Origin of the sequence: Bacteroides zhangwenhongii, from assembly GCF_009193325.2 — a bacterium.
GTDB classification, from domain to species: domain Bacteria; phylum Bacteroidota; class Bacteroidia; order Bacteroidales; family Bacteroidaceae; genus Bacteroides; species Bacteroides zhangwenhongii.
Genome location: NZ_CP059856.1, coordinates 3,137,425 through 3,164,407 on the forward strand (window position 1 = coordinate 3,137,425; position 26,983 = coordinate 3,164,407).

Sequence of the window (26,983 nt, forward strand, 5' to 3'; positions counted from 1 at the left end):
TACAAGTCCGAAAGAAAGTGGACGGGCAATTAGTAATGCTCGGCTATGATGTTACCACCTGTACACCTGCATCCTATCAACGTCATCGTCTTTGACGACCCTAAGAAATCTAATCTTGTGGCTGGCTTCGTACTTAGATGCTTTCAGCACTTATCCAATCCCGACTTAGATACCCAGCAATGCACCTGGCGGCACAACTGGTAAACCAGAGGTCAGTCCAACACGGTCCTCTCGTACTAGTGTCAGAGCCACGCAAATTTCATACGCCCACGATAGATAGAGACCGAACTGTCTCACGACGTTCTGAACCCAGCTCGCGTGCCACTTTAATGGGCGAACAGCCCAACCCTTGGGACCTTCTCCAGCCCCAGGATGTGACGAGCCGACATCGAGGTGCCAAACCCCTCCGTCGATATGAGCTCTTGGGAGGGATCAGCCTGTTATCCCCGGAGTACCTTTTATCCTTTGAGCGATGTCCCTTCCATGCGGAAACACCGGATCACTATGCTCTAGTTTCCTACCTGATCGACTTGTATGTCTCCCAGTCAAGCGCCCTTATGCCATTACACTCTGCGGACGGTTACCAATCGTCCTGAGGGCACCTTTAGAAGCCTCCGTTACTGTTTTGGAGGCGACCACCCCAGTCAAACTACCCACCAAACAGTGTCCTCCAATCCTGGAGTTAGAACTCAAATAATCAAAGGGCCGTATTTCAACAGCGACTCCACAAATACTGGCGTACCTGCTTCAAAGTCTCCGGCCTATCCTACACATCAATTACCCAAATTCAATGTTAAGCTATAGTAAAGGTTCACGGGGTCTTTTCGTCCCATCGCGGGTAATCGGCATCTTCACCGATACTACAATTTCACTGAGCTCACGGTTGAGACAGTGTCCAGATCATTACACCATTCGTGCAGGTCGGAACTTACCCGACAAGGAATTTCGCTACCTTAGGACCGTTATAGTTACGGCCGCCGTTTACTGGGGCTTCAATTCAATGCTTCTCTTGCGATGACATCTCCTCTTAACCTTCCAGCACCGGGCAGGTGTCAGGCTGTATACGTGATCTTTCAATTTGGCACAGCCCTGTGTTTTTGTTAAACAGTTGCCTGGACCTATTCTCTGCGCCCAACTCTCGTTGGGACCCTTTATCCCGAAGTTACAGGGTCAATTTGCCTAGTTCCTTAACCGTGAATCACTCAAGCGCCTTAGTATATTCAACCCGACTACGTGTGTCCGTTTGCGGTACGGGTACCTTAAGGATTAAGTTTAGCGGATTTTCTCGGGAGTATGCTTACACGCACTATTACCTTGTTCCGAAGAACGCGGTATACTATCAGGTTCGACTCTCTTTGTGGATTTGCCTGCAAAGATCAATATCTACACCCTTCAACGGACTATTCCGTCAGTCCGCGGCGCTGTCACTCCTCCGTCTCCACGTCACTCCTTAAGGTAGTACAGGAATATTAACCTGTTCTGCCATCGGCCTCACCGTTCGGCTGAGCCTTAGGACCCGACTAACCCTGATCCGATTAGCGTTGATCAGGAAACCTTAGTCTTTCGGCGAGGGGGTTTCCCACCCCCTTTATCGTTACTTATACCTACATTTGCTTTTCCACACGCTCCAGCAAGGCTCACGCCTCACCTTCGACGCGGAGTGGAATGCTCCCCTACCGATGTTTACACATCCCATAGCTTCGGTAAGATACTTAATGCCCGATTATTATCCACGCCAAACTCCTCGACTAGTGAGCTGTTACGCACTCTTTAAATGAATGGCTGCTTCCAAGCCAACATCCTAGCTGTCTTAGCAATCTGACTTCGTTAGTTCAACTTAGTATCTATTTGGGGACCTTAGCTGATGGTCCGGATTCTTCTCCTTTAGGACATGGACCTTAGCACCCATGCCCTCACTCCTGTGATAGGACTAATGCGCATTCGGAGTTTATCAAGACTTGATAGGCGGTGAAGCCCTCGCATCTTATCAGTCGCTCTACCTCACATTAGTAACTCACAAGGCTGCACCTAAATGCATTTCGGGGAGTACGAGCTATCTCCAAGTTTGATTAGCCTTTCACCCCCACCCTCAGTTCATCCGGAAGCTTTTCAACGCTTATCGGTTCGGTCCTCCAGTTAGTGTTACCTAACCTTCAACCTGACCAAGGGTAGATCACTTGGTTTCGCGTCTACTCCTTCCGACTAATCGCCCTGTTCAGACTCGCTTTCGCTTCGGCTACACATTTTGAAATGCTTAACCTTGCCGGAAAAAGTAACTCGTAGGTTCATTATGCAAAAGGCACGCCGTCACTGCTTGCGCAGCTCCGACCGCTTGTAGGCGCATGGTTTCAGGGACTATTTCACTCTTCTGTTCGAAGTGCTTTTCACCTTTCCTTCACAGTACTGGTTCGCTATCGGTCTCTCGGGAGTATTTAGCCTTACCGGATGGTCCCGGCAGATTCACGCAAGATTCCTCGTGTCCCGCGCTACTCAGGATACCACTACGCTTCGTTTCACTTCGTATACCGGACTATCACCGTCTATGGTCTCACTTTCCAGAGAGTTCTACTCATGAAATGTCTTGCGACATCGTGGTCCTACAACCCCATTGTTGCCGTAACAACAATGGTTTGGGCTGATCCCCGTTCGCTCGCCACTACTTGGGGAATCATTATTATTTTCTTTTCCTACAGGTACTAAGATGTTTCAGTTCCCTGTGTTAGCCTCCATCTAGGATGGATGACATTCCTTCAGAATGTCGGGTTGTCCCATTCGGAAATCTTCGGATCAAGGGTTATTTGCACCTACCCGAAGCTTATCGCAGCTTATCACGTCCTTCATCGCCTCCGAGAGCCAAGGCATCCGCCATGCGCCCTTGCTTACTTTCTTTCAAACTGACTTCCCGGCATATTGAACTATTGCTAGTCTATATACCGCGAACGTACGGTTCGATATATACTTTTAGCTCTTACTAAAATTTTACTTTTTGTATCATCATGTCAAAGATCGTTTCTCTTTTTCAGAGATCGTGGAGAATAACGGATTCGAACCGTTGACCCTCTGCGTGCAAGGCAGATGCTCTAGCCAGCTGAGCTAATCCCCCAAGAGGTTATCAAGAATTACTGTCGTTCTTGAGCTTGGTAGTCCCAGGCAGAGTTGAACTGCCGACCTCTACATTATCAGTGTAGCGCTCTAACCAACTGAGCTATAGGACTAGTTCAACCTTGTCTACCTGTATATGTTAGACTCGGCTTCTTTTTTCTCTTGTTTATCTCTATCTATAATGCTATAGATGGTTGATCTATATCTATAAATAAACAAGTACCAGTAGTACAAAAACAGAACCTTTAAAGTCATCATTTTTTTTCAGTGAGAAAGCAAGTCCAGATAATGGGAGTAAACTCTCAACTCTCAACTCTCAACTCTCAACTTATTACGGCATCGCTCCAGAAAGGAGGTGTTCCAGCCGCACCTTCCGGTACGGCTACCTTGTTACGACTTAGCCCCAATTACCAGTTTTACCCTAGGACGCTCCTCGCGGTTACGTACTTCAGGTACCCCCGGCTTTCATGGCTTGACGGGCGGTGTGTACAAGGCCCGGGAACGTATTCACCGCGCCATGGCTGATGCGCGATTACTAGCGAATCCAGCTTCACGAAGTCGGGTTGCAGACTTCGATCCGAACTGAGAGAGGTTTTTGGGATTGGCATCACGTCGCCGTGTAGCTGCCTTCTGTACCCCCCATTGTAACACGTGTGTAGCCCCGGACGTAAGGGCCGTGCTGATTTGACGTCATCCCCACCTTCCTCACATCTTACGACGGCAGTCTCTCCAGAGTCCTCAGCATGACCTGTTAGTAACTGAAGATAAGGGTTGCGCTCGTTATGGCACTTAAGCCGACACCTCACGGCACGAGCTGACGACAACCATGCAGCACCTTCACATTTGTCTTACGACTAACCAATTTCTTGATCATTCAAATGCAATTTAAGCCCGGGTAAGGTTCCTCGCGTATCATCGAATTAAACCACATGTTCCTCCGCTTGTGCGGGCCCCCGTCAATTCCTTTGAGTTTCACCGTTGCCGGCGTACTCCCCAGGTGGAATACTTAACGCTTTCGCTTGGCCGCTTACTGTATATCGCAAACAGCGAGTATTCATCGTTTACTGTGTGGACTACCAGGGTATCTAATCCTGTTTGATACCCACACTTTCGAGCATCAGTGTCAGTTGCAGTCCAGTGAGCTGCCTTCGCAATCGGAGTTCTTCGTGATATCTAAGCATTTCACCGCTACACCACGAATTCCGCCCACCTCTACTGTACTCAAGACAGCCAGTATCAACTGCAATTTTACGGTTGAGCCGCAAACTTTCACAACTGACTTAACTGTCCACCTACGCTCCCTTTAAACCCAATAAATCCGGATAACGCTCGGATCCTCCGTATTACCGCGGCTGCTGGCACGGAGTTAGCCGATCCTTATTCATACGGTACATACAAAAATCCACACGTGGACAACTTTATTCCCGTATAAAAGAAGTTTACAACCCATAGGGCAGTCATCCTTCACGCTACTTGGCTGGTTCAGACTCCCGTCCATTGACCAATATTCCTCACTGCTGCCTCCCGTAGGAGTTTGGACCGTGTCTCAGTTCCAATGTGGGGGACCTTCCTCTCAGAACCCCTATCCATCGCGGTCTTGGTGGGCCGTTACCCCGCCAACAAACTAATGGAACGCATCCCCATCGATAACCGAAATTCTTTAATAGGATTATCATGCGATAATATGCCATCCGGTATTAATCTTTCTTTCGAAAGGCTATCCCGGAGTTATCGGCAGGTTGGATACGTGTTACTCACCCGTGCGCCGGTCGCCATCTTCAGTTTGCAAGCAAACTGAAATGCTGCCCCTCGACTTGCATGTGTTAAGCCTGTAGCTAGCGTTCATCCTGAGCCAGGATCAAACTCTTCATTGTAAAAGTATTGTTCATCTATCCCTAAGGATAGCGTTTTGCTCTGTTCAGGATGCCGTACAATTTATTGACTCTATTCTATACCTATATTTATATAAGCATTGACGGTTCTATTTTAACTTGTACTACTTGTATTGTTTATCAATATTTCAAAGAACTTGCGCTTCGTTTTCAAAAGCGGGTGCAAAGGTAAGGGGTTTTATTTTAACCGCCAAACTTTTCGGGAGTTTTTTTTCGTTTTTCTTTTTCGGTTCGTTTCTCAGGCTCTCTTGGCGAAAGGGAAAGAAGGGACGAAAACGAAAAACGCTAAACCGCGTTTCTTTGCGAATCGGACTGCAAAGATAAGAACTTTATTTATTATAATCCAAACTTTTCCGGATCTTTTTTGTTCTTATAGTTAAGCGGTCCTACGCTTTGTCATCATGTCAATTCCGCAAGGCTGTCCTCTCTCGGAAAGCGGGTGCAAAAGTACTCGCTTTTCGGATACGCTCCAAATATATTCCACTATTTTTTTGAGGTTTTTTGGAAAGGAAAAGATAAACCGCTGAAACATAACCAAGTGACGGGACATTTTTTTTAAAGAATGGACGGGGCGGGGAAAAAGGCTGGAAGGAAAGGCACATTATTATATTCACGCGTGCGTATGTGTGTGCGCGAAGGGGAAAAAGAAGGAAGAGGGCAGGACGGATATACACAGAAGTTTTTCGTACTTTCCTCTATCACCTATCACCTGTAATCATAAGCGTCCCTGTTCTATAAACGGCAAAACGACTTGTAAACTCGTTACAGATCGACTTGTGTAGTTTTTTACTTCTATTAGCACAAAACAAAATGTGTTTTTTACTATAAAATAATACGTTATAAAATAGTATTTGAATACCTATATCAAATACTATTTAAATGCTATTTTACTAAGTACTCTCGGGACTAAGTCTATTTTGGTAGAAAGTCAAAGTTTAGGACAAAATGGGTATCTAAAATGTAGTAATAGATTGTTGATACAGTGGGGTACATACAACGGTGCAACGACAGGCAATACCAGTATAAAGTTACCCTTATCTTTCTGTGATACTACATATAGTGTTATACCTGTGATTATGACAGAAGCATCAGAATATGCCACTCGTTCAGCAATGCCTTACAGCAAAACGGAGTCGAGTTTTGCCGTGAGACGAAGATATGTAACAGAGACAGCTTCAGGAGATGCCAGTTCTTCAGTCATGTGGTTCGCTATTGGATGTTGGAAATAATAAAAAATAAGCATGAAACAGAAAATGTATTGGAAAAACGGGTTCTACGATACATCGATAGAAGGCAGTGTAGAAATAAGCGCTGAGTATTGGAAAGAATTATTAGACGGTCAATCTGCCGGACTCATAATCGTAGAGAACGAGAAAGGATATCCCATATTGAAGGAATATGAACCGACCTTATTAGAGTTAAAAGCCCGAAAAATAGCGGAATTACAGGCGTATGACGCATCCGAATCGGTGAATAGCTTTAGTATTGGTAATGTATCCGGTTGGCTTAACAAAAGTACCCGTGTAGGTCTCATGAACTCAATTAGTATTGAAAGGGAATCCGGACGATCTGAAACGACTATCTGGCTAGATGATGCAAAGTTGGTCTTATCAATCGAGAAAGCCATTGATATGCTACAACAGATAGAGTTATACGCCCTTGCGTGCTACAATACAACACAAGGGCATATTAATGCTATTAATCAGCTGGAAACGAAAGAAGAAATCGAAGCCTACAACTTTAAAACCGGCTATCCCGGAAAGCTAAGCTTTTTGGGATAACCAACGGTATAATCGTAGCTTTCAATCTCTTCGATTGTATCCAATGCCTTGACTGCTGCAATGTGTGATTGTGTCACATTGTAGCACTCAAGCGCATACATTTCCAAAGCATTTAACATAGCCAAAGCGTCTGATATTGGAATGATATATTTTACTGCATCATACCAAAGCACAGTCTCCGTTTTGCCAGCCTCTTTTTCGATATTGATTGAGTTAAATAATCCAACACGTGTAGACTTATCCAACCACATACTTTTAGCCCGTAATTCAAAAGAATTAACCTCTTTAGATTTGTCAAACGATTGAATTTCAGATACTTTTATTTTTTGCATATCTTCAAGGGAGTACTCGTTTTCTACCAATACAGGATACCCTTCATCATTGGTAACAATGAGCTTTCCGGATGACTGCCCATCCAGAAGTACCCTATAATTATCTATGGTTATTTCTACCGCATCGTCTACCGGTGTGTCGTGGAAACCATTCTTCCAATACATTTTTTGCTTCATACTTATCTATTTTATTATTTCCAAATTCCAATGGCAAACCAATCAAAGGATTCACTAGGAAACCCTTTATTACCATTATAGGGATCATAAAAAGTACCACTGGCATAGAATGAGGATGTACTTTTGTTCAATGTATACAATGTTTGAACAACGTCAGCCCCAGCTTCAATACCATAAAACACTTTGTATCCGTCATTTTTAAAAGATATAGGCATATATACTCTACGCTCCTTCTGTCCGGTAGTAGTGATACGTCCATATTGTATCAGAATCCCATTATTGAATTTAATGTATGTGTTATTTCCACTAGTTAATGTTGTTACAGCATTGGATAAATCGGCTTTAGCATACGTAGTCCCGAGAGAACTTAGCCAAATTATGAGCACTAAAATTGCTACCAATTTTCTACTAAAATATTTCATGATGTAAATAATGTTGTGATATTATACTATTTCCAAGTCCCTATCGCTATCCATCTAAATGACTGTGAAGAGTTAGCAATAGTTCCCGCATCTGCATATCTTCTATAAACCGTAAAATATGAAGCATATATAGCGGCATAATTCACAGACCATATAGAATTATTAGTGTTATCCGTCGTACTAGAAAAAGCAAGGGAAAAACAAGATTTAAAAGATAATGGGAAATTTATAGACTGATTATTTGCAGTACCTCCGCTAAAATACCCCCACTGTATTAAGAACCCATCTGGAAATTTATAATATCCGTTCTGAGAAAGGCTTTTTGTAATGACATTTGAGAAGTCAGATTTGGCAAAATTGGTTCCGAGAGTACTTAGTAAGATGACATTTAAATACTCTTTATATAGATATTCAAATGCCATTTTATAACGTATTATTTTATAGTAAAAATCACTTTTTGTTTTGTGTTAATATAGCTTTAGTTGTCATTCCGTTTTTTTACATTGTCACATTTTGTTTTGGCGATTGTAATAAGAGATAACATAACAACAGCAGGTATTTAAAAACAAAAACTATGGCAATATTATTTGATTGGTATGAAGATCCGAGACCTTCGGACAAACAACAGGGAAAAAGAACGCTGCATCCGCGCATAAGATATAACGGCACGATAGGAACCGACTTGGTACGCCACCGTATCCAAGAGCGTTGTTCGCTGACCGAAACGGATGTCACTGCCGTACTCGACGCCCTTTCACATATTCTGGGAGAGGAACTGGCAGACGGAAAACAAGTGCATTTGGATGGAATCGGCTATTTCCACCCTTGCCTGACCAGCACGGAACCGGTAACGATAGCCACAAAGCGAAAAGCAACCAAAGTAAAACTGAAAGCTATCCAGTTTCGTGCCGACCAAGCGCTAAAAAACGAATTCGGTATACTGAAAGTAAAAAGCCTCAAAGGAGAGCTGAATTTCAAGCAGTTGACCAATGGACAGATTGACCGATTATTGACGGGATACTTCAAAACACATCAATTTATGAGAAGATACGACTTCCAGAATCTCTGCGGGATGGCGAGAAGTACAGCCATGCGACATATCCGACGCTTACGCGATGAAGGAAAGCTGAAAAATGAAGGCAGTGTGATGCAACCGATTTATGTACCCGGAGACGGATATTATGGTAATAATGAATAGATTACATAAAAAACGACCAGACCGGAAGTATGAGGGCAACCGTTTACCCTCATACTTCCGGTCTAGCTGCCATCATAGTTGGAAGTACTATGAATAAAGGATTTGAAGTGATTTATGAGAGTATGACAGCAAAATCAATAAAAAAAAGAATTGGTAGTCATACCGATACTCTTCCTCCGCTGATTATTTGTTCTCAGCTTTCTGAGTATAAATCAAATCACCTCTTTGACTGATTGTCCATAAGCCGTCCACCAGTCGCACATTCTTTGTATCATCGTCTTCTACATTCCACGCATAGCCACCCGACGGCAAACTACGTCTTTCCAGTATTTCATTGGGTTGCTTATCCGAGAAGAAGAGTTCAGCACGTGTGGAATCGGGGCTGAAAACGATAAAAGCAGAAGTCTCGCCTCCGTTAACTGCCTCTGTACGAATACCTTTTTCAAATAAACGGATGCAGTCTTTTTGTACTTCACACCATACGTATCCGGCAGAACTGATACAACCGTGCTCATCACGGTCACCGCCCAATCGGGGAGCCTGCGGATATTGAACCAATTTGGAAGCCTGCATTCCCGGTGTATATTTCCCTGCATAAAATACTTCCAATGTATCATTCAGAAGCAAACCGTCGACTTGTTCCTTGTTCGCATCCATCGTACTAAACGAAAGCGTATCATTCTTATCCGTAACAATGGATACCGTATTCATTGACGCATCGCAAACAATCCCTTTGGAGCTTTTCATCTCCGACGAGCAACTGCCCATAATACACAAAACTCCTAATGCCAATAACGCTGTTTTCATTTTTCTAAATTGTTAGTTGGTTTAAATCGGAAGCAAAGATACAGATTATATGGTACAAAGGAGTATTTTATCAACGAATGCTTTTTTAAAAGACTTTTTTTAAGTTATTTTGCGCGAAGAATATTACGAACTTATCAACTTATGGATTGGATTGGCCTTGATTTAACATTCCCTATCACCGACCCTACATGGATATTTCTCCTTGTACTCCTTATTATATTGTTTGCCCCTATCCTATTGAACAAACTGCGTATCCCGCATATTATAGGAATGATCCTGGCAGGACTGGCAATTGGTGAGCACGGCTTCAATATTCTGGCACGCGACAGCAGTTTCGAGCTATTCGGGAAAGTCGGCCTCTATTACATCATGTTTCTAGCAGGCCTTGAAATGAATATGGGAGATTTCAAGGAGACACGAAACAAAGCGTTAGTACTGGGATTACTGGCTTTTATCGTACCCATAGGAATAGGATTTGTGGCAAATGTATCGTACCTGAAATACGGTGTAATCACTTCCGTACTGCTGGCCAGTATGTACGCGTCACATACCCTTGTAGCCTATCCCATCGTCACACGCTTTGGCGTATCACGCCATCGCAGCGTAAGTATTGCGGTAGGAGGAACTGCAGTGACGGACACACTCACACTGTTGGTTCTCGCCGTTGTAGGCGGACTATTCAAAGGGGAGACAGGTGGTCTGTTCTGGATTTGGCTGGTAATAAAAGTCATCTTTCTAGGTGCGTTTATTATCTACGTTTTTCCACGTGTCGGCCGCTGGTTCTTCCATCGGTACAATGATAATGTAATGCAATTCATTTTCGTCCTGGCTATGGTCTTTTTGGGAGCAGGACTGATGGAGTTCGTAGGTATGGAAGGGATTCTAGGGGCTTTCCTGGCAGGCTTGGTATTAAACCGGCTCATTCCGCACGTCTCCCCCTTAATGAATCATCTGGAATTTGTCGGCAATGCGCTTTTCATTCCTTATTTTCTTATCGGAGTGGGAATGTTGATTAACCTGCGCGTCATCTTCGGGCACGGAGATGCGCTGAAAGTGGCTGCCGTAATGATTATAATGGCTCTGACCGGCAAATGGATCGCTTGTTGGCTGACACAGAAGATCTACAAGATGTCTGCTCTTGAACGAAAGCTAATGTACGGGCTGAGTACCGCACAAGCGGCGGCTACATTGGCGGCCGTGCTGGTGGGATATAACATTATCCTGCCCGGAGGAGAACGCCTGCTGAATGACGATGTACTGAACGGAACGGTACTACTGATTCTGGTAACCTGTGTGGTAAGTTCGCTGATAACGGAACGGGCAGCCAAGAAGGTTGCCATAGACGACTCTGAACCGGAGAAAACCTCTTCGGCAACAGAAACGGAAAAGATCTTAGTGGCTATTAACAATCCGAACACCATCGAAGATATGGTAAATCTTTCTTTAGTTATACGTGACCCGAAATTGAGAGATAATCTACTGGCAATCAATGTAATCAATGATGATAACACTTCCGACAACCTGAGAATGCGGAGCAAACGTTATCTGGAAAAAGCGGCTATGATGACGACAGCGGTCAACGTCCCGTTGAGACAAATCACCCGTTATGACTTGAATATCGCTTCCGGCATTATCCATTCCGCCAAAGAGAATGAGATAACAAGCATCATCACCGGGTTGCACCACAAGGCAAACATCACGGATTCATTTTTCGGTGTACTTGCCGAACACCTGCTGAAAAGATTGAACTGTGAGCTTATTATTTCCAAATTCCTGATACCGGTTCACACACTTAAACGGATTGTCGTTGCCGTCCCACCGAAAGCAGAATATGAATCCGGCTTTCCCCGTTGGATGGAACATTTTTGCCGGATGGGAAGTACGCTCGGTTGCCGGGTACATTTCTTTGCAAATGAAAAGACAACCGCCCGCCTGCAAACATTGATAAAGAAAAAGCATAAACAGGTGCTGACCGATTTCTCTCTTTTGGAAGATTGGAATGACTTGCTGGTATTAACAGGACAAGTAAGCTATGACCATTTATTAGTCATTATCAGCGCACGAACGGGAACTCTCTCTTACGACAGTTCTTTTGAGAAACTACCGAGACAGCTTAGTAAATACTTCTCCAACAATAGCTTAATCGTATTATATCCTAACCAATCGGGAGAACCATTAGATACGTCGTTCTTCTCTAAACTATACACTGATACCGAAACCCGGCATTATGAAAAGGTGGGTAAATGGTTTTACAGGTGGTTTAAGAAAGACTGATATTTCATAATGTTTCTCTTGTTAAATAATGATGAGACGGTCACTTTCCATGAGAGATACTTTGGAAATACATTAGCTTTTATAATATGAACAAACATTTTTCGCAAAAATACGTAAGCAGTTACATAACTAGTTCTATTTATGGATAAACATCAGGAAATTTAGCTTATGTGCAAAGTATTCCCCTGGATTTTTCCCAAAATTTTAGGGAACTGCCAGAAGAACAACAAAGTACAACAAATTGCCGCTGTCGCATCGGATATTGCTTCAGCCGCATATACACCGGCTACTCCCATAAAGTGTGGCAATATCAATGCCAATGGAATCAGCAGAATTGCTTTGCGCAGCAAGGCTATGAAAATAGAAATTTTTGCTTGTCCCAAGGCTACAAACATATTTTGGCAGGCTCGTTGCAATCCGAAAATAGTCATACCACCCAAGAAAACAGGCATTGTCCAGCGGACTGTTTCTATCAGTCTTTCATCACTCGTAAAGGCGGAAGCTACTGTTGAGGGGAAAAGAATCATAAACAACATCAGCAGTAAGTTGAATGAGAACATGGTTATCAATGCGACACGGAAACAGTCTTTGACACGTTGTTTATCGCCGTGCCCATAATTATAACTCACAATAGGAACAAACCCTTGCGCAAATCCGGTTAATGGGACACTTGCGAATTGCATCGCACTTTGCAGAATGGTCAATGCGCTGACATAAATATCTCCAAAATCTTTCAGACTGCTGTTCAGAACAAAGCCAACTAGGCTTTCAGTACTTGCCATAATAAACGGTGATACGCCCAAAGCAAATATAGAAAGTATTATTTTCCGGTTCAACGCCATATAACGTTTTTCCAAAGGAAGAGAGGCGTGCCGGGAGAAAAGGAAAGTTAAAACCCACACCGCACTACATGCCTGTGAAAGTACTGTAGCCAGGGCCGCGCCTTTTACTCCCATATCGAGCCAAAAGATGAAAATCGGGTCGAGGACGATATTCAACAGTGCTCCTATTAATACCGAGTACATGGCGATAGCAGGACGCCCTTGTGCATTAATAAAGGAGTTTAATCCTGTGGATATTTCTACGAAGATAGTTCCCAATAAATAGATAGAAAGATAGTCGACTGCATACTCCAATGTATTTTCTGAAGCTCCTGTAAAAAGTAGAATCGGCTCCATAAAGGTATATGCGATGAGAGAAGTAAACAAGGTGAATAGTATCAGCAGGATAAAACCATTACCCAGAATTTTTCCGGCACGTGAACGATCCCCCTGTCCGAGTGCGATAGCCGCTAACGGCGCACCACCACCTCCTACTATCGCTGAAAAAGAAGAAATCAGTATAACAAGAGAAGTCGTTACTCCTACACCCGCCAATGCATCCGTACCAATCCCAGGGATATGACCAATATAAATACGGTCGACCATGCTATAAAGCAAATTAACAAATTGCGCTGCCACAGCCGGAAGTGCCATCTTAAAAACAAGCGGTAACATGCGCTCTGTCCCCAGTCGTTCTTCATATTTATTTATCATCCCAAACTTCTTTTTCTAAAATCAGTTGCAAAGTTATAAGAAAAACAGGCTTCCGATTTAAAACCATTGGATAAAATAAATATAATACATCAGTTATCTCCGTGTAAGAAATCCATAGATATACTGATTGATAAGGTTGTGTTATAGATATAAGCTTTACTTATCAACTGCGGATATCGGGTAGCAAATAACATAGTCATATCTCCGCCATTGAATACAATAATTAGCTTCTTCATGTTTATAACGTAACATCTATCTTTTGATCAGTTCTTCAATCTTTCCACCTATAATATAAGGTATACATTCGGATATCTTCTCAATGTTCCAATCCCACCATTGCAATTTCTGCAATTGGGCAATCGTATTCTCATCAAAACGCTTCCGGATTTCTTTGGCCGGTGTCCCACCTACTATCGTATAAGGAGGAACATCTTTAGTAACCACTGCCCGCGACGCAATGACTGCCCCATTTCCAATATGTACTCCTGCCATGATAACAGCTTCATATCCAATCCAGACATCATTACCTATTACTATATCTCCTTTATTATCCCAGGCAGAAGTTACATCTCCCTTATCTAAATTCCATTCCTCAAAAAAGATAGGAAATGTATAATTGGATAAAGAATTCAATGTGTGATTTGCACTGTTGAAAAGAAACTTAGCTCCACAGGCTATGGAGCAGAATTTTCCTATTATCAAGCGATCTTTATTAATCGGATAATGATATAAAACATTGTTCTTCTCAAAAAGAACCGGATCATTTACAAAGTCATTGTATATTGTATAATCACCTACGATAATAGCAGGATTCTTAATCACCGTATTCAGGTAAATAGTCTGAAAATCATTGGTACGAGGATATATGTTCGAATTCATTGTAATAGCTACTTTTATATGGTTTATTGAATAGAATAAATAAAATAACTTGTGATTTACGTTAAATCACAAACAGTTGTAACAGCAGAACTTTCTATTGTTACAATCCGTATGGGCGAAGCTATTTACAAAGTTGCCATTTCATTGTGTTAGCAGAACTGGATTTATATTACATAGCAAATATACAAGATAAATTTCAGACTATCACACAACGAACTAAATATGTATCCCATATTGATGCTTCACTTCGGCCATCACAAATGTACTTTCCAGTGAGCCGAGACTATCAATTGTCCCCAACACATTCAGAATAAACTCCTGATAGTATTTCATATTGGGAGCATGAATCTTCAACAGATAATCATAACTTCCTGATATGTTATAACATTCGGTTACTTCAGGAATATCCTGTATGATCCGTGTAAACTCGGCTGCTATATCCCTGTTCAGACGTCTAAGCTTCACACTGCAGAATACGACAAATCCCTGATTCAGCTTTTCCGCATCCAACACAGCAATATACTTCTTTATATATCCTCCACTCTCCAACCGTTTAAGACGTTCAAAAACAGGAGTTGAAGAAAGGCTCACCCGTGCAGCCAGCTCTTTAGTTGTCAATCGGGCGTTTTCTTGCAAAGTACGGAGTATTTGCAAATCGACTCTATCCAGTTTATCAAAAGTATCCATAAGAAAAATATTCTTCTAAAAGGTGATTTTTAGGAATAACGCAGATACATTATTCCATATAACGGCACAAAAATAGCATTATTTTCTATATTTAAGCCATATATTGTTCGATATATCTACATCCCATAACTTTGCAAGAAAATAAAGAAAGAATATAAAACTTAAAAAACATACGATTATGGCAACAAAGAATTTACATTTCGAGACTTTACAAGTTCATGTAGGACAAGAACAAGCAGATCCGGCAACAGATGCCCGTGCAGTACCTATTTATCAGACTACCTCTTATGTATTTCACAACTCCGCCCACGCAGCCGCACGTTTCGGCCTGCAGGACCCGGGAAACATCTATGGTCGCCTGACCAACTCCACTCAAGGAGTTTTTGAACAACGCGTAGCCGCTCTTGAAGGAGGAGTAGCAGGGCTGGCAGTTGCTTCGGGTGCCGCTGCTATCACTTATGCTTTCGAGAACATCACTCGCGCAGGCGACCATATTGTAGCAGCCAAAACTATTTATGGAGGAAGTTATAACTTACTGGCTCATACCTTACCCAGCTATGGCATCACAACAACATTCGTTGATCCAAGTGATTTATCGAACTTTGAAAAAGCCATTCAGGAAAATACGAAAGCCGTATTTATCGAGACGCTGGGAAATCCGAACTCAAATATCATTGATATAGAGGCAGTAGCTGAAATAGCTCACCGCCACAAAATTCCTTTGATTATTGATAACACGTTCGGTACTCCGTATTTAATCCGTCCCATCGAACACGGAGCAGATATCGTAGTACATTCTGCAACAAAATTCATTGGCGGACACGGTTCTTCATTAGGAGGAGTTATTGTAGATTCGGGAAAATTCGACTGGGTAGCTTCCGGCAAATTTCCACAACTAACCGAACCTGATCCATGCTATCATGGCGTACGCTTCGTTGATGCAGCCGGTCCGGCTGCCTATGCCATCCGTATCCGGGCTATTCTGCTGCGCGACACAGGTGCCACCATCAGTCCATTCAACGCTTTTATCCTGTTGCAAGGCTTGGAAACTCTTTCCTTGCGCGTAGAACGCCATGTAGAAAATGCATTGAAGGTAGTGAATTTCTTAAACAATCACCCGAAAGTGAAGAAAGTGAACCATCCGTCATTATCCAATCATCCTGACCATGCACTGTATCAACGTTACTTCCCGAATGGTGCCGGTTCCATTTTTACTTTCGAGGTAAAAGGCGGACAAGAAGAAGCACACCGCTTCATCGACAGCCTGGAGATTTTCTCCCTGCTTGCCAATGTTGCCGATGTGAAATCATTGGTGATCCACCCGGCAAGCACTACCCATTCACAGCTCAATGCACAGGAACTCGCCGAACAGGAGATTTATCCGGGCACCGTACGTTTATCAATTGGAACGGAACATATTGATGACCTGATTGAGGATTTGGATCAGGCGCTTGCCAAAATCTAACATTCAATCATTGAACTTTCCATGACTACAAGATGTTATACCAATATAACATTAAAACATTGCAGTTATGGAAAAATATTTAATACACAGTAACGAACTGCATCTGATAGACGCAGAGAAAATCCATCAAGCCGTAGAAAAGCTGGTGGAGTCACTCGATTTAGCCGCCGGATCTACTACAAACTTTAATCTCTATCAGGTCGTAGAAAATTATTTCAAGGATCTTGAAAAAAGAAGGAAAATCAATCACGTACTGGGGATTAAAGAAGACAGATACGAGCTAGCCGAAGATTTCGGTATTAAATAAAAGTAAATTCATTCAATCACACCAGACTATTGTTCTAAATAAAACGAGAGAGTTCCACAAAAGTGAGACTCTCTCGTTTTCTATTATATACGGTATGATAATCAGCCTTGATGCACTGTAAGCTGCGGGAACGGGAAATTGATACCCTTTTCATTGAAGGTTTCGTAAATAGCCTTGTTGATGTCGAAATAAACTCCCCAATAATCCGAGCTGTTCACCCAAACACGCGCTACTACATTCACACTGCTTGCGTCCAATGCATGAAGAGCTACAAATGGGGCGGGTTCATTCAGGATACGCTTATCGGCAGCAAGAATCTCATAAACGACTTCCTGTACCTTGTCATAATCTTCTCCATAATCGATTCCTACAATCCACTCTACACGACGAGTCACCTGATTACTATAATTGGTAACCACACCGCTACTCATCGCTCCGTTCGGTACATAAATCACTTTGTTATCCGCAGTAGTCAGAATAGTGTGGAAAATCTGTATTTCTTTTACTGTGCCCGAAACGCCCTGACTTTCAATCCAATCGCCTACTTTATAAGGTTTGAACAGCAACACGATCAGTCCTCCGGCAAAGTTCTGCAAGTTACCGGATAACGCCATACCGACAGCCACACCGGCAGATGCCAGCAAAGCCGCAAACGAAGTTGTTTCTACTCCCAAAGCACCGACAACCGAAATAATCAACAGAATAGTCAATAGGATATTCACCAAACTCCGGACGAAAGTTTTGATACTTATATCAACCTTTCTCTTATCCATCAAACGCCCTACAAATTTATTGAGCATCGAAATAAGGAAACGCCCTACGATAAAGACAATGACCGCTATCAGGATACGTTCTCCGGCACGAATACCAAAATCAATCAGTTGTTGGGTTATCAATGAAAGCTTGTCCAAACCTTCAGCGTTGGCAATCGCCTCTTTCATCAGCTCATCTGCGGCCACTTGCACGGAATCCGCAGCTTGTGTTGCTTGAAATAATAGTAACATAATCTAAATGTATTAAATGAATAAATGGTTGTTTGTCCTTTTCAACGAATTGCAAAGTTATATTGTTTTTAGCAAATCTAAAAGTTTTTTTTGCTTTCCTCCTGTAAATGCTGTATTTTTGCATCCGATTCACTGGTAGGGGTGCCTTAACATGACGGGCTGAGAACATACCCATAGAATCTGAACCGGGTAATGCCGGCGTAGAGAACTAACAAATAAGCAAGATGAAAAGAATTGTTATGATGGCCATCGCCTTATCGGGCGCAGGCTTTGCTGTCCATGCACAGACGAGTGCTAAAGCGGACAGTCTGAAAGTTGTAAACCTGCAAGAAGTGCAGGTAGTATCCACGCGTGCTACGGCGAAAACTCCGGTAGCATTCACCAATGTAAGAAAAGAACAGATCAGTAAACAGAATTTCGGACAGGATATCCCATTCCTATTATCTACCACTCCTTCCGTACTGACAACCTCAGATGCCGGAGCGGGAGTAGGATATACTACGATTCGCGTTCGCGGAACGGACGCTACCCGTATTAACGTCACCGCCAACGGTATTCCGATGAACGATGCGGAGAGCCACGCCATCTTCTGGGTAAATACTCCCGACTTCGCCTCTTCTCTGGAAGATATGCAGATTCAACGGGGAGCAGGCACATCGACCAACGGTTCGGGAGCATTCGGCGCCAGTATCAATATGCGTACGCAAAGCATTTCATCCCAACCATACGCCGAAGTTTCCGGTTCTTACGGTTCATTCAACACGCACAAAGAAACGGTCAAAGTCGGGACCGGGCTGATTAACAAATATTGGGCATTCGATGCGCGGCTCTCTAATATCCAGAGTGACGGATACCGCGACCGCGCCTCATCAGACCTGAAATCATATTTCGTGCAAGGCGGTTACTTCGGTGAGAGCACAACGATCAAGTTTATCACTTTCGGTGGAAAGGAGAAGACTTATCATGCTTGGGACGGTATCAGCAAAGAACAACTGGAGAACGACCGGACATATAATCCGAACGGAGTCATTCTGGATGATAATAAAGGAAAAGGTTATCCGATCGGCTTTTATGATGATCAAACGGATAATTACCGACAGACACATTATCAACTTCTGTTCAATCATATCTTCTCTCCGGCATGGAATCTGAATATCGCTTTCCATTATACCAATGGCTTCGGTTATTATCAGGAATACAAGAACGGACGTACATTGGAGGAATATGGTTTGAAGCCTTTCTACCTGCCGGATAACAGCGAACCGCAGAAGAAAACAAATCTCGTACGCCAGAAGTTGGTGGACAGTGATTTCGGCGGCGGTATCTTCTCTCTGAATTACCAGAATGAGAGACTGAACGCTTCGCTAGGCGGCGGACTCAACCGATACAGTAACGACCATTATGGAAAAGTTTTGTGGGTAAAGAATTACACCGAACAACTCGACCCGGAACATGAGTATTACCGTAATAACGGCGGAAAGACGGACGGGAATATCTATTTGAAAGCCAATTACCAACTGACCGGCAGCCTGAGTGCATACGCAGATCTGCAATACCGTTATATCCGTTATACGATTGATGGGGATAATGATAAATGGGACTTCACCGCTACTCCCGAGCGTTTGCAGCGACTGGATGTGAGAGAACACTTCAGCTTCTTCAATCCGAAAGCCGGACTTTTCTGGCAAATCAATCCGAACCACAGCACATACGCCTCTTTCTCGGTAGCTCAGAAAGAACCTACCCGCAACAATTATACGGATGGAATGTTTGACGAACATCCCACAGCGGAAAAGTTATTGGATTATGAGTTGGGATATACCTACCGTGGTGAATGGTTTACGGCCGGTGTAAACCTGTATTATATGGATTACACAGACCAATTGGTATTGAACGGAAAGACCAATGATATAGGCGAAGCGATGGCAGAGAACGTAAAAGACAGCTATCGCATGGGGATCGAGTTGTCATTAGGCGCAAAATTCAATGATTGGCTGCGTTGGGATCTTAACGGCACATGGAGCAAAAACCGTATCAAGAACTACGTAGGTTACGTGTATGATGAAAGCTTGGTGAATGGTGAGATTGTCGATGACCTATATACGCAGACAGCTATCGAGGGTGGAAACACTCCGATCGCCTTCTCTCCTTCTTTCATCGGAAACAGCCTGATTACTCTCGGCAGCAACGGACTGGAAATTGCTCTCCAGTCACAATATGTCAGCCGCCAGTATCTCGACAACTTCGGTACAAAAGAGAATTCACTAGACGCTTATTTCGTCAATCACCTGAGTGCCTCTTACTCCTTTAAAACCCGCCACACAAAGCGAATCACGATAGGAGCTACCGTCTATAACTTGTTCAATACGAAATATGAGACAAACGGATACTCCCAAAGTGTGGCACTTTATGAGAATGGGGATAAGACAAAAGCGTATGCGATAAAGCATGATCCACGCTTCTATCCGATGGCAGGTACCAATATTCTGGCACACCTCACGCTCCGTTTCTAAATAAAATACAGACTTGAATGATGGATATGAATTTCCTTGAAATATTCGGTACAGTAGTCGGTTTGGTCTACCTTTGGTTGGAATACCGGGCAAGCATCTATCTTTGGATAGCGGGTATCATCATGCCTGCTATCTACATCTTCGTCTATTACAAAGCGGGACTGTATGCAGACTTCGGTATCAATATTTATTATCTGATAGCGGCGGTCTATGGATGGTTTTTCTGGATGTGGGGACGAAGAAAAGGAAAAAGCCGAAAATCTGCCGACATGGAAAAAAATGGTAAATTGCAACAACTTTCTATCATCCATACTCCGTGTAGATATTATCTCCCTCTTTTCTTTGTATTTATCATTTCATTTCTCGGCATTGCCTGGATACTTATCGAGTACACCGACAGTAACGTGCCGTGGTTGGATAGTTTCACTACGGCACTAAGTATTGTGGGTATGTGGATGTTGGCACGCAAGTATATCGAACAGTGGTTTGCCTGGATTCTTGTCGATATTGTCTGTTGCGGACTTTATATTTATAAAGACCTTTATTTCACCTCTGCTTTATACGGACTTTATTCCATTATCGCTATCTTTGGCTACTTTAAATGGAAAAGATTAATGAGCGTACAATGATAAACGAGCACTATACTCCTGAGGCTGTGATACTTGCCAATGGCGAATATCCTACCCATCCTCTTCCTTTGAGAATGTTGGAAGAGGCAAAATTCGTAGTTTGCTGTGACGGGGCAGCCAATGAATATATTTCACGCGGACATACTCCGGATGTGATTATCGGCGACGGTGACTCCCTTTCACCGGAATATAAGGAATTGTTTGCTCCTATCATCCACCGGATAGCCGACCAAGAGACGAACGACCAGACCAAAGCTGTCCTGTTTCTGCAAAAGAAAGGCTATCGGAAGATTGCCATCGTAGGAGCCACCGGCAAACGGGAAGATCATACATTAGGAAATATCAGTCTACTCATAGACTATATGAAAGAGAATCTGGAAGTCAGGACTATCACCGATTACGGTGTATTTATGCCCGCCAGTGGTACACAGACATTCGAGTCGCATCCCGGTCAGCAAGTTTCCATTATCAATTTCGGAGCAAAAGGATTGAAAGGAGAAGGATTGGTTTATCCCCTCAGTGACTTTAGCAATTGGTGGCAAGGTACACTCAATGAGGCTACAGCCAATCAATTCACAATCCATTGCATAGGAGAGTATCTTGTTTATCTTGCTCATTAAGACAAGACTATGCCCCCAATTCCCGTTTCAACCACACCTTCATTACAGGATTGGGGGATAATAACTTGACGCTTTTCAATTTGTCGGACTGTGTCAAGCGACACGCTTTCTGCACCAGAGAGGTTTTAGGTCGAAGCGCATCGGGATCTCCTACAACCAACAAGTGACAATAAGCCGTATTTCAAATTTCCTCGTAAGACAAAACTTCCATACGATTAAAGCGCCAGCAGATACTTTTTAAAGTCTGCAAAGTCTTTAGACATAGGCATGCTCTTCTTCTCACCTTTCATAAACTCCTGCAATTTGCCAGGGATTTCCACAGCCTCGCCAATAATACCTTCTACTGTTTCGAGGAACTTGGCAGGATGAGCTGTTTCCAAGAATACTCCGGTTTCACCCGGTTGCAAGCCGTCCATCAACGCACGATAACCGCAAGCACCGTGAGGGTCAAGCAGGTAATGATGATCTTTCCAAGTCTCTTTCACTGTCTCGCGAATTTGTTCGTCGGTATAAGTAGTTCCCGAAATCTCGGCTGAGATAGCCGCATGAGAACCTCCGTACAAATCGAGCACACGGGCAAAGTTACTCGGATCGCCCACGTCCATGGCGTTGGCAATGGTAGCAATGGAAGGACGGGGACTGTATTTACCGGTTTGCAGATATTGATAGAAAATATCATTACGGTTGTTGGCGGCAATAAAACGCTTCACAGGCAAGCCCATCTTTTTGCCAAACAATCCGGCTGTGATATTTCCGAAGTTTCCGCTAGGTACACAGATCACTGCATTGTCCGCCTTTCCGGCACGTTTCAACTGGGCGTATGCATAGAAATAATAAAACGCCTGCGGAAGAAAACGGGCTACGTTAATGGAATTAGCGGAAGTCAAAGAAAGATGTTCATTCAACTCCTTATCCATGAAAGCCGATTTTACCAATGCCTGACAGTCGTCGAATGTTCCGTCTACTTCGAGCGCGGTAATATTCTGTCCCAACGTAGTAAATTGCTTTTCCTGAATCTCACTGACCTTCCCTTTCGGGTAAAGCACATACACATGGATACCTTCCACTCCTAAGAATCCATTAGCCACCGCACTTCCCGTATCACCGGAAGTCGCCACCAGCACATTTACGTTCTTCTGTCCTTCTTTCTTTATAAAATATCCCAGCAGACGTGCCATAAAACGACCGCCTACATCTTTGAACGCCAAAGTGGGACCGTGGAAGAGTTCGAGGGAATAAATATTCTCCGATACCTTTACCAACGGTACATCAAAACTCAAAGTATCATATACAATCTGCTTCAACGTTTCTGCCGGAATGTCTTCTCCAAAGAAAGCATCGGCCACACGATACGCTATCTCTTGAAAAGACAACGTATCAATCGTATCGTAAAACTCTTGCGGAAGAGGTTTGATGGACATCGGCATGAACAAACCTTTGTCTGCGGCAAGGCCTTTAACGACTGCTTCTTGCAAAGAAGCGATCGGAGCCTGTTTATTGGTACTATAATATTTCATTGTTATTATTTTAAGTTCACCACGGATTACACGGATTCACACAGATTAGAAATTACGAGAAAATAATCTGTGTTAATCCGTGTAATCTGTGGTGAGTGTGAAATTCATGAATGCTTTTATAAACTCGTCTTCTTTCAGCAAACCGTAACTACCGTTACAAGCAGCCACCTCATCGAACGTCTGCACCTCATCCGGCTCAATGCCCGGATACCAGATAAAAAACGGAACAGGCTCGGAGGTATGCGTACGAAGCTCGCAAGGAGTAGGATGATCGGGCAACACAGCGATTGCTACGGGTTCGTCCCAATCTTTCACAGCTTCGTAAATAGGACCTACGGCACGTTTATCAAGATTCTCGATCGTCAGGAGTTTCAAGTCGATGTCTCCTTCATGTCCGGCCTCATCGCTGGCTTCGATATGCAGATAAACAAAATCGTCAGTTTTCAGAGCTTCGAGGGCAGCGGCTACTTTATTTTCATAATTCGTATTATAAAGTCCGGTAGCTCCTTCTACGGCAATACGGCGCAAACCGGCATAGTAACCGATTCCGTTAATCAAATCAACTGCTGAAATCACAGCCCCTTTCTTGACTTGCGGGAAAGTCTCGGAGAAGGTAGGCATCTGAGGACGGTAACCGGGACTCCAAGGCCAGATACTGTTTGCCGGATCTTTGCCTTCGGCTATACGTTTCAAGTTCAAAGGATGATTCTTGAGCAGTTCCTGCGATTTCAGAATCAAGTCATTAATCAGATCCGCCGTTTCCTGTGCTTCCGGCACCAATGGTTTCACCATCAACGGACGGAAAGGCTTCAAAGGCACATCATGCGGAGGCGTGCAGTCCAATTCTTTATTACCGCCTTTAATAACGAGCAAGTGGCGGTACTGAACTCCCGTATGGAAACGTACGCGGTCATCCCCAAAATTTTCTTGCAGGTATTTTATCAACACGTCGGCCTCCTCAGTAGAGATATGTCCTGAAGAGTGATTCTTCAAGATTTCTCCCTCTACACAAATTAAGTTGCAACGCATTGCTATCTCACCCGGTTGCAAGTCCACACCGATACTGGCAGCTTCCAGCGGTCCGCGACCTTCGTACACTTTCGGAAGATCATATCCCAATACGGACATATTGGCAACCTCACTACCCGGATGGAAACCTTCAGCTACGGTAATCAACCGTCCGTTACGTCCCATGCGGGCTAACTTATCCATATAAGGCGTCTTTGCATATTGCAGGAGCGTCTTGTTCCCTAATGACTTCACCGGCCAATCGGCCATTCCGTCTCCCAATATGATAATATGTTTCATTTTAATAAGTTGAGAGTTGAGAGTTGAGAGTTGAGAATGAAAAGAAACCGGATGGACACTCTCCATTCTCAAGTCTCAACTTTCAACTTAATTAAACGTTTGCGATACTCATGATGTCGGCAAAAACTCCGGCGGCAGTCACACCGGCACCGGCACCGTATCCCTGAATCATCATCGGATATTCTTTATAACGTTCCGTAGTCAGCAGAATGATATTGTTGCTGCCCTCCAGACCGTAGAACGGATGGTTGGCTCCGACTTCCTGCAGGCCGACAGAGGCTTTTCCATTCTCCAGTTTTGCCACAAAACGCCAATGTTTGTTCTCCTTCTCCAAGACTTGACGACGGGCTTCAAAGTCCGCATCCAGACTCGGCACTTTCTTCCAGAAGTCATCCAAAGAACCTTCAAAGAAATCGTTCGGCACAAAAAGATTCTTTTCCACATCTTCCTGTTCGATACGATAGCCCGCTTCACGCGCCAGAATCACCAATTTACGGATTACATCTTTTCCACTGAGGTCGATACGCGGATCCGGTTCGGAATAACGCTCTTCTTGCGCCATCTTGATGGTACGGCTGAAAGGTATATCAGCACTGATCTTATTAAAGATATAATTCAATGTACCCGAAAGCACCGCCTCAATCTTCAATATCTTGTCACCACTGTGAATCAAGTCGTTGATTGTGTTGATAATCGGAAGTCCCGCACCTACATTGGTTTCAAACAGATACTTCACTCCACGCTGACGGGCGATTGTCTTCAATTCACGGTAATTCTCGTAAGCCGACGAAGCGGCAATCTTATTGGCAGCAACGACAGAGACGTTATGCTGCAACAAATCCTTGTACAACGATGCAATATCCGCACTTGCCGTACAGTCAACAAATACGGAATTGAAAATATTCATGCCTACTATCTCTTCACGAATCGTTTGCAAGTTGCTGTCTTTTCCTTTCTGCTTTAGTTCCTCGCGGAAATTGGAGAGGTCGAAACCGTCACGGCTGAACATCGCCTTAGCCGCATCAATGATACCTACCACATGAAGCTTCAGTCCGTTTTCCATCATCAACTTCTGTTGCTGACAACGAATCTGCTCTACCAGACTGCCGCCTACCGTACCGATACCGCAGATAAAGAGATTCAGTACCTGGTATTCGGACAAGAAGAAAGAGTCGTGAATAACGTTGAGGGACTTACGCAAAGATTTTGCATCCACCACAAAAGAGATATTTGTTTCCGAAGCCCCCTGTGCACAGGCTATCACATTGATACCGTTACGCCCCAATGTGCCGAACAGTTTGCCGGCGATACCCGGTGTATGTTTCATGTTTTCACCTACGATAGCCACCGTAGCCAAGTCTCTTTCTGCAAGAATCGGGGAAATCTCTCCCATCTCGATCTCTTTTGCAAACTCCTCATTCAGCACTTCGCAAGCCAAGTCCGCATCGGCATTACGCACACCGATAGAAGTACTGTTCTCGGAAGAAGCCTGCGATACAAGGAACACGCTGATTCCGTTCTTTGCCAATGCCTTAAAGATACGGTAGTTAACACCGATCACCCCTACCATACCAAGTCCTTGAACAGTAATGAGGCTTGTATCATTGATGGAGGAAATACCCTTAATGGCTTTGCTTTGCGGATTGGAAACCTCTTGTTTGATAACCGTTCCCACGCCATCGGGATTAAACGTATTCTTTATTATAATAGGTATATTCTTATGGCATACCGGATAAATCGTAGGCGGATAAACTACTTTCGCACCGAAGTTACAAAGTTCTGTCGCTTCTACATAGCTCAGTTCGGTAATTGTGTAAGCAGTTGAAATGACACGCGGATCAGCCGTCATGAAACCGTCTACATCCGTCCAGATTTCCAGACTATTCGCATCCAGCGCGGCAGCGATAATGGCAGCCGTATAGTCCGAACCGCCACGTCCCAAGTTTGTCACATCTCCTGTCGTCTTATCAGAAGAGATAAATCCGGGCACCAATGCAACCTTCGGCACTGAGCTGAAAGCCTTTTTCACCAGTTCATTAGTCAGCTCCGCATCCAGAATATGTTTATTATGTTTCTTTTCAGTCTTGATAAAAGTGCGCGAATCGAACCATTGCGCTCCCTCAATCAGTTCGGTAACTATGATAGAGGAAAGACGTTCTCCATAACTTACAATGGTATCCGATGTCTTCGGAGAAAGGTCTTTAATCAGATAGATTCCCTGAAAGATGTCTTTCAACTCATTCAGCAGTTCTCCGATCTGACGTTGCAACGACGTCTGCTTTTCACCGGCAGGAATCACTTCTTTAATCATTTCCACATGACGATAAACGATTTCACGGAACTCGCCTTCGTATGCCGAATCTCCCATTGCCGCCATCTTCGACGTGTTTATCAATTTGTCAGTGATGCCTCCCAATGCGGAAACAACTACAATTACCGGCTCAGCAGCCGACTCTACAATTCTCTTTACGCTTAAAATGCTGTTCACGGAACCTACGGATGTTCCGCCGAATTTCATTACTTTCATGAAGATA

The 26,983-nt window shown here is 43.6% G+C and carries 21 protein-coding genes, 2 tRNA genes, 2 rRNA genes and 1 riboswitch; of the genes, 10 read left to right on the top strand and 15 right to left on the bottom strand.

The genetic code is table 11. The features are described 5' to 3' along the window. Positions 1-9 precede the first annotated feature (9 nt). The 4 genes from GD630_RS12565 to GD630_RS12580 all read right to left on the bottom strand — a co-directional run bounded on the left by GD630_RS12565 (position 10) and on the right by GD630_RS12580 (position 4,976). Positions 10-2,889, bottom strand: a 23S ribosomal RNA gene (locus tag GD630_RS12565). Positions 2,890-3,029: 140 nt separating this feature from the next. Next, positions 3,030-3,103, bottom strand: a tRNA-Ala gene (locus GD630_RS12570). A 35-nt stretch (positions 3,104-3,138) separates the two neighbouring features. After that, positions 3,139-3,215 (bottom strand) — tRNA-Ile (locus tag GD630_RS12575). 235 nt (positions 3,216-3,450) lie between these two features. After that, positions 3,451-4,976: ribosomal RNA gene (locus GD630_RS12580) — 16S ribosomal RNA — on the bottom strand. The 16S and 23S rRNA genes sit together here with 2 tRNA genes alongside, the layout of an rRNA operon. Before the next feature lie 580 nt (positions 4,977-5,556). Here GD630_RS12580 and GD630_RS12585 point away from each other — a divergent pair. The 3 genes from GD630_RS12585 (at position 5,557) to GD630_RS12595 (ending at position 6,775) form a co-directional block, all read left to right on the top strand. Continuing rightward, entirely contained in the window at positions 5,557-5,709 is a 153-nt protein-coding gene (locus GD630_RS12585) for a hypothetical protein (RefSeq protein WP_182505603.1), read from the top strand. A gap of 202 nt (positions 5,710-5,911) precedes the next feature. Further along, complete coding sequence (locus tag GD630_RS21660) at positions 5,912-6,223, top strand: gp53-like domain-containing protein (RefSeq protein WP_455550317.1); 312 nt, start codon at positions 5,912-5,914, stop codon at positions 6,221-6,223. A 12-nt stretch (positions 6,224-6,235) separates the two neighbouring features. Then, on the top strand, positions 6,236-6,775 hold the full coding sequence (locus GD630_RS12595; protein ID WP_143869075.1) for a DUF4376 domain-containing protein: 540 nt from the start codon (positions 6,236-6,238) through the stop codon (positions 6,773-6,775). On the opposite strand, the gene GD630_RS12600 is transcribed toward GD630_RS12595, so the two are convergent. Genes GD630_RS12600 through GD630_RS12610 form a run of 3 tightly spaced genes read right to left on the bottom strand, consistent with a single transcriptional unit; the run spans position 6,745 to position 8,128 of the window. Then, complete coding sequence (locus tag GD630_RS12600; protein ID WP_143869073.1) at positions 6,745-7,284, bottom strand: DUF4376 domain-containing protein; 540 nt, start codon at positions 7,282-7,284, stop codon at positions 6,745-6,747. The genes GD630_RS12595 and GD630_RS12600 overlap by 31 nt on opposite strands. Positions 7,285-7,298: 14 nt before the next feature. Then, the gene (locus GD630_RS12605) at positions 7,299-7,706 is read right to left on the bottom strand and encodes a gp53-like domain-containing protein (RefSeq protein ID WP_238482908.1); all 408 of its coding nucleotides are present in this window, start codon (positions 7,704-7,706) and stop codon (positions 7,299-7,301) included. Positions 7,707-7,732: 26 nt separating this feature from the next. Beyond that, complete coding sequence (locus GD630_RS12610) at positions 7,733-8,128, bottom strand: gp53-like domain-containing protein (protein WP_182505604.1); 396 nt, start codon at positions 8,126-8,128, stop codon at positions 7,733-7,735. Positions 8,129-8,280: 152 nt separating this feature from the next. On the opposite strand from GD630_RS12610, the gene GD630_RS12615 reads away from it, so the two are divergent. Next, on the top strand, positions 8,281-8,904 hold the full coding sequence (locus tag GD630_RS12615; RefSeq protein WP_143869077.1) for an HU family DNA-binding protein: 624 nt from the start codon (positions 8,281-8,283) through the stop codon (positions 8,902-8,904). A 183-nt stretch (positions 8,905-9,087) separates the two neighbouring features. Here GD630_RS12615 and GD630_RS12620 read toward each other — a convergent pair whose 3' ends face one another. Beyond that, on the bottom strand, positions 9,088-9,711 hold the full coding sequence (locus GD630_RS12620) for a hypothetical protein (protein WP_143869079.1): 624 nt from the start codon (positions 9,709-9,711) through the stop codon (positions 9,088-9,090). A gap of 141 nt (positions 9,712-9,852) precedes the next feature. Here GD630_RS12620 and GD630_RS12625 point away from each other — a divergent pair, with 141 nt between their 5' ends. Then, the gene (locus GD630_RS12625) at positions 9,853-11,985 is read left to right on the top strand and encodes a cation:proton antiporter (RefSeq protein ID WP_143869081.1); all 2,133 of its coding nucleotides are present in this window, start codon (positions 9,853-9,855) and stop codon (positions 11,983-11,985) included. 161 nt (positions 11,986-12,146) lie between these two features. Here GD630_RS12625 and GD630_RS12630 read toward each other — a convergent pair whose 3' ends face one another. The 3 genes from GD630_RS12630 to GD630_RS12640 form a co-directional block, all read right to left on the bottom strand. Continuing rightward, the gene (locus tag GD630_RS12630) at positions 12,147-13,520 is read right to left on the bottom strand and encodes an MATE family efflux transporter (RefSeq protein ID WP_143869083.1); all 1,374 of its coding nucleotides are present in this window, start codon (positions 13,518-13,520) and stop codon (positions 12,147-12,149) included. A gap of 252 nt (positions 13,521-13,772) precedes the next feature. Then, positions 13,773-14,399, bottom strand: a complete 627-nt coding sequence (locus GD630_RS12635; RefSeq protein WP_143869085.1) for a CatB-related O-acetyltransferase — start codon at positions 14,397-14,399, stop codon at positions 13,773-13,775. Positions 14,400-14,615: 216 nt separating this feature from the next. Next, entirely contained in the window at positions 14,616-15,086 is a 471-nt protein-coding gene (locus GD630_RS12640) for an Lrp/AsnC family transcriptional regulator (protein ID WP_004299136.1), read from the bottom strand. Between the two features lie 178 nt (positions 15,087-15,264). Between GD630_RS12640 and GD630_RS12645 the strand changes: the two genes are divergently transcribed. Continuing rightward, complete coding sequence (locus GD630_RS12645; protein WP_143869087.1) at positions 15,265-16,551, top strand: O-acetylhomoserine aminocarboxypropyltransferase/cysteine synthase family protein; 1,287 nt, start codon at positions 15,265-15,267, stop codon at positions 16,549-16,551. A gap of 67 nt (positions 16,552-16,618) precedes the next feature. Then, complete coding sequence (locus tag GD630_RS12650; protein WP_032839875.1) at positions 16,619-16,858, top strand: hypothetical protein; 240 nt, start codon at positions 16,619-16,621, stop codon at positions 16,856-16,858. Positions 16,859-16,959: 101 nt separating this feature from the next. On the opposite strand, the gene GD630_RS12655 is transcribed toward GD630_RS12650, so the two are convergent. Further along, positions 16,960-17,862 (bottom strand): mechanosensitive ion channel family protein, encoded by a 903-nt coding sequence (locus GD630_RS12655; RefSeq protein WP_143869089.1) that lies wholly within the window; start codon positions 17,860-17,862, stop codon positions 16,960-16,962. A 127-nt stretch (positions 17,863-17,989) separates the two neighbouring features. Then, positions 17,990-18,086: riboswitch (TPP riboswitch) on the top strand. On the opposite strand from GD630_RS12655, the gene GD630_RS12660 reads away from it, so the two are divergent. Genes GD630_RS12660 through GD630_RS12670 form a run of 3 tightly spaced genes read left to right on the top strand, consistent with a single transcriptional unit; the run spans position 18,087 to position 21,624 of the window. Then, positions 18,087-20,375 (top strand): TonB-dependent receptor, encoded by a 2,289-nt coding sequence (locus tag GD630_RS12660; protein ID WP_143869091.1) that lies wholly within the window; start codon positions 18,087-18,089, stop codon positions 20,373-20,375. Positions 20,376-20,395: 20 nt separating this feature from the next. Then, a complete protein-coding gene (gene pnuC / locus GD630_RS12665) occupies positions 20,396-21,004 on the top strand; it encodes a nicotinamide riboside transporter PnuC (RefSeq protein WP_143869117.1) in 609 nt (202 codons plus the stop codon). Then, complete coding sequence (locus GD630_RS12670; protein ID WP_007767353.1) at positions 21,001-21,624, top strand: thiamine diphosphokinase; 624 nt, start codon at positions 21,001-21,003, stop codon at positions 21,622-21,624. The genes pnuC and GD630_RS12670 overlap by 4 nt, the downstream gene beginning before the upstream one ends. 215 nt (positions 21,625-21,839) lie before the next feature. Here the strand turns inward: GD630_RS12670 and thrC are convergent, their stop codons facing one another. The 3 genes from thrC to thrA form a co-directional block, all read right to left on the bottom strand. Beyond that, positions 21,840-23,141 carry a threonine synthase gene (gene thrC, locus GD630_RS12675; RefSeq protein ID WP_143869093.1) on the bottom strand — a complete coding sequence of 434 codons (1,302 nt, stop codon included), beginning with the start codon at positions 23,139-23,141 and terminating at the stop codon, positions 21,840-21,842. 72 nt (positions 23,142-23,213) lie between these two features. Further along, positions 23,214-24,449, bottom strand: coding sequence for a cofactor-independent phosphoglycerate mutase (locus tag GD630_RS12680; RefSeq protein WP_143869095.1), 1,236 nt, complete (start codon positions 24,447-24,449; stop codon positions 23,214-23,216). Positions 24,450-24,540: 91 nt separating this feature from the next. Next, positions 24,541-26,976: a bifunctional aspartate kinase/homoserine dehydrogenase I gene (gene thrA / locus GD630_RS12685; RefSeq protein ID WP_007756967.1), complete on the bottom strand. Its 2,436-nt coding sequence runs from the start codon at positions 26,974-26,976 to the stop codon at positions 24,541-24,543. Between the last annotated feature and the right edge of the window lie 7 nt (positions 26,977-26,983).

Bases quoted from the DNA above. Each gene is read 5' to 3' on its own strand.
- pnuC (WP_143869117.1), top strand. From the start codon at position 20,396: ATGGATATGAATTTCCTTGAAATATTCGGTACAGTAGTCGGTTTGGTC.
- GD630_RS12635 (WP_143869085.1), bottom strand. From the start codon at position 14,399: ATGAATTCGAACATATATCCTCGTACCAATGATTTTCAGACTATTTAC.
- GD630_RS12670 (WP_007767353.1), top strand. From the start codon at position 21,001: ATGATAAACGAGCACTATACTCCTGAGGCTGTGATACTTGCCAATGGC.
- GD630_RS12640 (WP_004299136.1), bottom strand. From the start codon at position 15,086: ATGGATACTTTTGATAAACTGGATAGAGTCGATTTGCAAATACTCCGT.
- thrA (WP_007756967.1), bottom strand. From the start codon at position 26,976: ATGAAAGTAATGAAATTCGGCGGAACATCCGTAGGTTCCGTGAACAGC.
- GD630_RS12605 (WP_238482908.1), bottom strand. From the start codon at position 7,706: ATGAAATATTTTAGTAGAAAATTGGTAGCAATTTTAGTGCTCATAATT.
- GD630_RS12585 (WP_182505603.1), top strand. From the start codon at position 5,557: ATGGACGGGGCGGGGAAAAAGGCTGGAAGGAAAGGCACATTATTATAT.
- GD630_RS12625 (WP_143869081.1), top strand. From the start codon at position 9,853: ATGGATTGGATTGGCCTTGATTTAACATTCCCTATCACCGACCCTACA.
- thrC (WP_143869093.1), bottom strand. From the start codon at position 23,141: ATGAAATATTATAGTACCAATAAACAGGCTCCGATCGCTTCTTTGCAA.
- GD630_RS12655 (WP_143869089.1), bottom strand. From the start codon at position 17,862: ATGTTACTATTATTTCAAGCAACACAAGCTGCGGATTCCGTGCAAGTG.
- GD630_RS12595 (WP_143869075.1), top strand. From the start codon at position 6,236: ATGAAACAGAAAATGTATTGGAAAAACGGGTTCTACGATACATCGATA.
- GD630_RS12680 (WP_143869095.1), bottom strand. From the start codon at position 24,449: ATGAAACATATTATCATATTGGGAGACGGAATGGCCGATTGGCCGGTG.
- GD630_RS12610 (WP_182505604.1), bottom strand. From the start codon at position 8,128: ATGGCATTTGAATATCTATATAAAGAGTATTTAAATGTCATCTTACTA.
- GD630_RS12600 (WP_143869073.1), bottom strand. From the start codon at position 7,284: ATGAAGCAAAAAATGTATTGGAAGAATGGTTTCCACGACACACCGGTA.
- GD630_RS12630 (WP_143869083.1), bottom strand. From the start codon at position 13,520: ATGATAAATAAATATGAAGAACGACTGGGGACAGAGCGCATGTTACCG.
- GD630_RS12620 (WP_143869079.1), bottom strand. From the start codon at position 9,711: ATGAAAACAGCGTTATTGGCATTAGGAGTTTTGTGTATTATGGGCAGT.
- GD630_RS12615 (WP_143869077.1), top strand. From the start codon at position 8,281: ATGGCAATATTATTTGATTGGTATGAAGATCCGAGACCTTCGGACAAA.
- GD630_RS12660 (WP_143869091.1), top strand. From the start codon at position 18,087: ATGAAAAGAATTGTTATGATGGCCATCGCCTTATCGGGCGCAGGCTTT.
- GD630_RS12650 (WP_032839875.1), top strand. From the start codon at position 16,619: ATGGAAAAATATTTAATACACAGTAACGAACTGCATCTGATAGACGCA.
- GD630_RS12645 (WP_143869087.1), top strand. From the start codon at position 15,265: ATGGCAACAAAGAATTTACATTTCGAGACTTTACAAGTTCATGTAGGA.